6 protein-coding genes are annotated in these 6,149 nt (G+C 32.5%); all 6 read left to right on the top strand.

From position 1 onward, the window contains the following. Positions 1–153 precede the first annotated feature (153 nt). From udk to ACKTTC_RS03800, 6 genes are read left to right on the top strand one after another with little or no spacing between them, the layout of a single operon-like run. Entirely contained in the window at positions 154–759 is a 606-nt protein-coding gene (gene udk / locus ACKTTC_RS03825) for a uridine kinase (protein ID WP_408038446.1), read from the top strand. Positions 760–761: 2 nt separating this feature from the next. Continuing rightward, a complete protein-coding gene (locus ACKTTC_RS03820) occupies positions 762–1,079 on the top strand; it encodes an FtsB family cell division protein (protein WP_408038445.1) in 318 nt (105 codons plus the stop codon). Beyond that, positions 1,079–2,425 carry a methylmalonyl-CoA mutase subunit beta gene (locus ACKTTC_RS03815; RefSeq protein ID WP_408038443.1) on the top strand — a complete coding sequence of 449 codons (1,347 nt, stop codon included), beginning with the start codon at positions 1,079–1,081 and terminating at the stop codon, positions 2,423–2,425. The genes ACKTTC_RS03820 and ACKTTC_RS03815 overlap by 1 nt, the downstream gene beginning before the upstream one ends. Further along, positions 2,418–3,086, top strand: a complete 669-nt coding sequence (locus ACKTTC_RS03810; protein ID WP_408038441.1) for a hypothetical protein — start codon at positions 2,418–2,420, stop codon at positions 3,084–3,086. Before ACKTTC_RS03815 ends, ACKTTC_RS03810 begins: the two co-directional genes overlap by 8 nt. After that, the gene (scpA, locus tag ACKTTC_RS03805) at positions 3,079–5,142 is read left to right on the top strand and encodes a methylmalonyl-CoA mutase (protein WP_408038439.1); all 2,064 of its coding nucleotides are present in this window, start codon (positions 3,079–3,081) and stop codon (positions 5,140–5,142) included. Before ACKTTC_RS03810 ends, scpA begins: the two co-directional genes overlap by 8 nt. Positions 5,143–5,144: 2 nt before the next feature. After that, positions 5,145–6,023: a phosphatidylserine decarboxylase gene (locus ACKTTC_RS03800; RefSeq protein ID WP_408038437.1), complete on the top strand. Its 879-nt coding sequence runs from the start codon at positions 5,145–5,147 to the stop codon at positions 6,021–6,023. The last annotated feature ends 126 nt before the right edge of the window (positions 6,024–6,149 follow it).

The raw sequence follows: 6,149 nt of genomic DNA, 5'->3' as shown, positions 1-6,149 counted from the left end.
CAGCTGGCTAGAGCAGCTGATTTGTAATCAGCAGGTCGTGGGTTCGAGTCCCTCTATCGGCTCAAAAAAAATAAAAAAGACATCCTTAGTGATGTCTTTTTTTATACCCTATTTTTCCTAAATTTGCGCTCATAAACATCTACAATGAAAAACATTTTTATCATAGGTATCGCAGGAGGAACTGGAAGCGGAAAAACTACAGTAGTAAATCAAATTATTAACGAACTTCCACCAGATGAAGTTTGCGTAATATCACAAGACTCTTATTACAAAGCCACAGACGATCTTACCTATGATCAACGAACCAAAATTAATTTCGACCATCCTCGTGCTATCGACTTTGAATTATTGGTTTCACATTTAAAAGAATTAAAAGACAATAAAATAATTGAACAGCCTGTATACTCTTTTGTTACTCACAATCGCACTAAAGACACTATAAAAACTCACCCAAGAAAAGTAGTTATTGTAGAAGGAATTCTTATATTTAACAATAAGGAATTACGAGATCTATGCGACATTAAAGTTTTTGTACATGCAGATGCAGATGAGCGTTTAATTAGAAGAGTACGTAGAGATATTTCTGAAAGAGGTAGAGATATCAACGAGGTTTTAACACGTTATCAAGACACCTTAAAACCAATGCATCAAGAATTTATTGAACCGACTAAAAACTTCGCAGATATTATTATTCCAAACGATCGTTACAATACAGTAGCCATAGATATTGTTAGAACAGTAATTAGTGAACGCTTATAAGAATGAGTTTAAAATCGATAAAAAACAAAACTGCATTTAAAATTGTAACAAATATTTATTTAGTTATACTTACTGTATTTGTTATTTGGATGCTTTTTTTTGACGAGAACTCCTATTTAAATCATCGAGAATTTGATCAAGAGATAAAAGAACTAGAAACTTGGATTGAATACCATAAAGAAAAAATTGCTGAGGATAAAAAAACAATAGAAAACCTTAAAGATTCTTTGGAACTAGAACGTTTTGCCAGAGAAAAATATTTAATGAAAAAGAAAAACGAAGATATTTACATCATAGAATTTGATACCATAGACAACTAATGGACACGTATTTATTTGAAGAATTTGAAGGAGTTTCAGCAAAAGCATGGAAACAAAAAATACAAGCAGATTTAAAAGGGCTTGACTATAACGATACACTACTTTGGCATTCTATCGAAGGACTTACCGTAAGACCTTTTTACACCAAAGAAGATCAAACAAATCAGCAAATTCCACTTTCAGAGGACAATTTTAATATTTGCCAATCTGTTTTTGTAGACAATGAAGATGTAGCCAACAAACTTGCAGTTAATTCTTTACAAAGAGGCGCTAACGCTATAGAGTTTGTCGCGAATAAAACCTTCGACTTTAAAAAATTACTAGAAAATATAGACAGCGTTAACACACCTATCTATTTTAAATTAAATTTTCTAGATGTAGAATTCACTAAGCAACTTTCCAATTTTACTCAATCAGAAAAAAGTTATTTTAATATTGATATTATTGGAAATCTAGCTAAAACAGGAAATTGGTTTTCTAATCTTAATGAAGATCATGAAAAACTAGCACAAATTTCTTCTCTTAATAACTGCATCGCAGTTAACGCATCATTATATCAAAATGCAGGTGCTAATTGTACGCAACAACTTGCATATGCTTTAGCTCACGCAAATGAATACTTAAATCATTTCGGAAGTAGTATTGCTTCTAAAATCTATTTCAATTTTTCTGTAGGAAGTAATTATTTTTTCGAAATAGCTAAACTAAGAGCGTTCAGGATTTTATGGGAAGCATTACTAAAAGAGTATGGTCTTTTTGAAATCCAAGCAAATATTTTCACACAACCATCATTAAGAAACAAAACATTGTACGACTACAATGTTAATATGCTCCGTACCACTTCTGAATGCATGAGCGCTATTTTAGGAGGTACAAATACAATAGCAAACATCTCTTACGACGAATTATTCCATAAATCTAACGAGTTTGGAGAACGAATTTCTAGAAACCAGTTATTAGTCATTAAAGAAGAAAGCGGTTTTGAAAACGCACAAAACTTTGCAGACGGAAGTTATTATATCGAAACTCTTACAGAACAATTTGCAGAAAAAGCTTTAGATATTTTTAAACAAATAGAACAAGGAGGAGGATTCTTAAAACAACTAAAAGAAGGAATCATTCAACGAAAAATTTCCGAAGCAGCTCAAAAAGAACAAGAGCTTTTTGATACTGGAGAACTTGTATTATTGGGAACGAATAAAATTCAAAACCCAAATGATAAAATGAAGAACGACTTGGAATTATTTCCTTTTGTTAAAAAACGTTCAGAAAAAACATTAATCCAGCCTATAATAGCAAAAAGATTAGCGGAACAACTTGAACAAGAACGATTAGAAAATGAATAAAAGTCTAATTTACATATTATGCTTCATTTTTTATAAAAATGTTACTGCCCAAACAAATACTCATCAGTCAGAATATATTAATGATGTAATAGAAAGTATGGTTTCACATTTTGAAGACACTCTATGTGAATATTACAATATTGATAAAGAAAGCTCACATATTGCTATAGCTAAGTTTGTAGAAGATTCTAGCAAATCTTTTAAAAGATTTGATGGCTTTGACAAACTAATAAATAAAAAAAGTAAAGCATTGTTGGCTAATTCTAAAAAAGAGTTGGATCAATATGTTTGGATAACTCACAAAAAAAGAAGGCACAGAGCAACACCTTACCTTAAAAGTTACTCAGAACTAGAACCTCTAGCTCTAAAGGAATTAGACTCTAACACTGTTAGGTATTTAAAATACCTTGAAACAAAAGATAAATTTATAACTATAAATTATTTCGATAAATTTTCTAAAAACATTATTAGAAACGTTTATAATCAGGATATTGAGGATTTAATTTTAACTTTTAGAGAAACTCCCGATAGCGGTCCTTCACTAGTAGCTACAGCTCTAAAAAATTTAACACCATTAGATTTTCAAAACAAGGCCATAAAAACCTTTATTGCTTTTGAACTATATTATAGTCTCTTAAATCTGCAATCAACTTATGAGTAGAAAAGACATTTCAAATATCAAATTAGATAATAAACTAACATCAAAAACTAACCATTTTAAACATGAAGATTTTGTTGCTGGTTTAGCTCCAAACTTACGTGGACCTTACTCTACCATGTATGTAAGAAGACCTTGGACGATTCGCCAGTATGCTGGTTTCTCTACCGCAGAAGAAAGTAACGCCTTTTACAGACGTAATTTAGCTGCAGGTCAAAAAGGACTTTCTGTTGCTTTTGACTTAGCTACTCACCGTGGATACGATTCCGATCATGAAAGAGTTCAAGGAGATGTTGGTAAAGCAGGAGTAGCTATCGATTCTGTAGAAGACATGAAAGTCTTATTCGATCAAATTCCTTTAGATAAAATGTCTGTTTCTATGACGATGAACGGTGCTGTTTTACCTGTATTGGCATTTTATATCATTGCAGCCGAAGAACAAGGTGTAGCTCCAGCATTATTATCTGGAACAATACAGAATGATATTTTAAAGGAGTTTATGGTACGTAACACATACATTTACCCTCCTACTCCTTCTATGAAAATAATTGCTGATATTTTTGAATATACCAGCAATAACATGCCTAAATTTAACTCTATTTCCATTTCTGGTTATCATATGCAAGAAGCTGGTGCTACACCAGAAATTGAATTAGCATACACATTAGCAGATGGTTTAGAATATATAAAAACTGGATTAGCCGCGGGCATGGACATCGATTCTTTTGCCCCTAGACTTTCCTTTTTCTGGGCAATTGGTATGAATCATTTTACCGAAATAGCAAAAATGCGTGCGGGTAGAATGTTATGGGCCAAACTCGTAAAGCAATTTAATCCTAAAAATACGAAATCGTTAGCGTTAAGAACTCACTGCCAAACAAGTGGGTGGAGTTTAACTGAGCAAGATCCTTTTAATAATGTAGCTAGAACTGCTATTGAAGCTATGGCAGCAGCATTTGGAGGTACACAAAGTTTACATACTAACGCATTAGACGAAGCCATTGCACTACCTACAGATTTCTCTGCTCGCATCGCGAGGAATACGCAAATTTATTTACAGCAAGAAACAAACATTACAAGAACAGTAGATCCTTGGGCTGGTAGCTACCATCTAGAACAATTAACTGAAGAAATAACCAACAAAGCTTGGAAATTAATACAAGAAGTTGAAGAATTAGGTGGAATGACCAAAGCCATTGAAAAAGGAATTCCTAAAATGCGTATTGAAGAAGCTGCAGCAATTAAACAAGCTCGTATTGATAGTGGTCAGGATGTAATTGTTGGTGTTAATAAATACCAACTAAAACAAGAAGATCCATTACATATTCTTGAAGTAGACAACGAAGCAGTTCGAAAATCTCAAATTGAACGCTTAAATGATTTAAAAGCGAAAAGAAATAAGGAAGCTGTAGAAAAATCTTTAGCAGATTTAACGACATGCGCTAAAACAGGTAAAGGAAATTTACTAGATTTAGCAGTAAAAGCTGCCAGAAATAGAGCTACACTTGGAGAAATCTCCGATGCTCTAGAATCAATTTTTGGTAGACACAAAGCAGTACATAAAACCATATCTGGCGTGTATAGTAAAGAAATAAAAGACGACTCATTATTTAAAAAAGCTAGTGAATTAGCTGACACATTTGCTTCTTTAGAAGGAAGAAGACCTCGTATTATGATCGCTAAACTAGGTCAAGACGGACATGATAGAGGTGCAAAAGTAGTTGCAACTGGTTATGCCGATTTAGGTTTTGATGTAGATATAGGTCCGTTATTTCAAACACCAAAAGAAGCTACCAAACAAGCTATAGAAAATGACGTTCATATTTTAGGAATCTCTTCTTTAGCAGCTGGACACAAAACATTGGTTCCGCAAGTAATTGGAGAGTTAAAAGCATACGGACGTGAAGATATCATGGTAATTGTAGGTGGTGTAATCCCTGCACAAGATTATCAATTCTTATTTGATGCAGGTGCTGTAGGAGTTTTTGGCCCAGGAACCAAAATAGCACAAGCAGCCATAGACATGTTAGAGATTTTAATAGATAGCACTGAAGAATAGCCATGCAAATAAAATTCATCGATAGAAAATCAGGAGAAGTACAAATTGAAACACCTCCAGGAGAAGGTTTCTTGAAATTACTATACAATAATCCATTTGGAAAAATGGCTTTATTACCGTTAGTAAAACGTAAATTTTTATCAGCATGGTACGGTAGAAGAATGGATAAACCCTCTTCTACAAAAAAAATTAAACAATTTGTTTCTGATTTGCAAATTGACATGTCTGAAGCCCAAAAGTCTATTGATGAGTTTTCATCTTTCAACGATTTCTTCTATCGTAAATTAAAACCATCAGCAAGACCTATCGAAAATGACTTCGTATCTCCTGGTGATGGAAAATTATTAGCTTTTGAAAATATTGCTGACATCCATAACTTCTTTGTAAAAGGAAGAAAATTCACATTAACTGAATTTCTAAACAACGAAGCTTTAGCTAAAGAGTATGAAAATGCCTCTTTACTTATTTTACGATTAGCACCAAATGATTATCATCGATATCATTTCCCTTACGATGGTATTCCTACTGAAATGTCAAAAATTAAAGGAGATTATCTATCTGTATCTCCTTATGCATTAGCCTCAAATTTCACCAAAGTTTTTTGTGAAAATAAAAGAGAGTATTGCATTTTAAAAACTCAAAATAAAGGAAATGTTATTTTAGCTCCAGTCGGCGCTACCATGGTAGGCGGCATTATTGAAACTTATAATGCAGAAAATGAAATTAAAAAAGGAGATGAAATGGGGTATTTTGCATTTGGAGGTTCTACAATTGTTATTTTAATTGACAAAGAACAAATACAAATAGATCAAGATATTCTTGAAAACACTAAAAACAAAATTGAAACTTTTGTAAAAATGGGAGAGAAAATTGGAAGATAACTCTTAGGTTACTTTCAAATTGTAACAATCTATTTCTGATTATAACATCTTATTTTCACCACCACAAAGATTAAATTTCGAAAAACAAAATTTATTCAATAAAAACCCTATTTCCTTCTACCAATA

It is taken from the genome of Tenacibaculum amylolyticum, assembly GCF_964511145.1.
In the GTDB taxonomy this organism is placed as follows: domain Bacteria; phylum Bacteroidota; class Bacteroidia; order Flavobacteriales; family Flavobacteriaceae; genus Polaribacter; species Polaribacter amylolyticum.
This window is presented reverse-complemented; position numbering and strand designations above follow the sequence as displayed.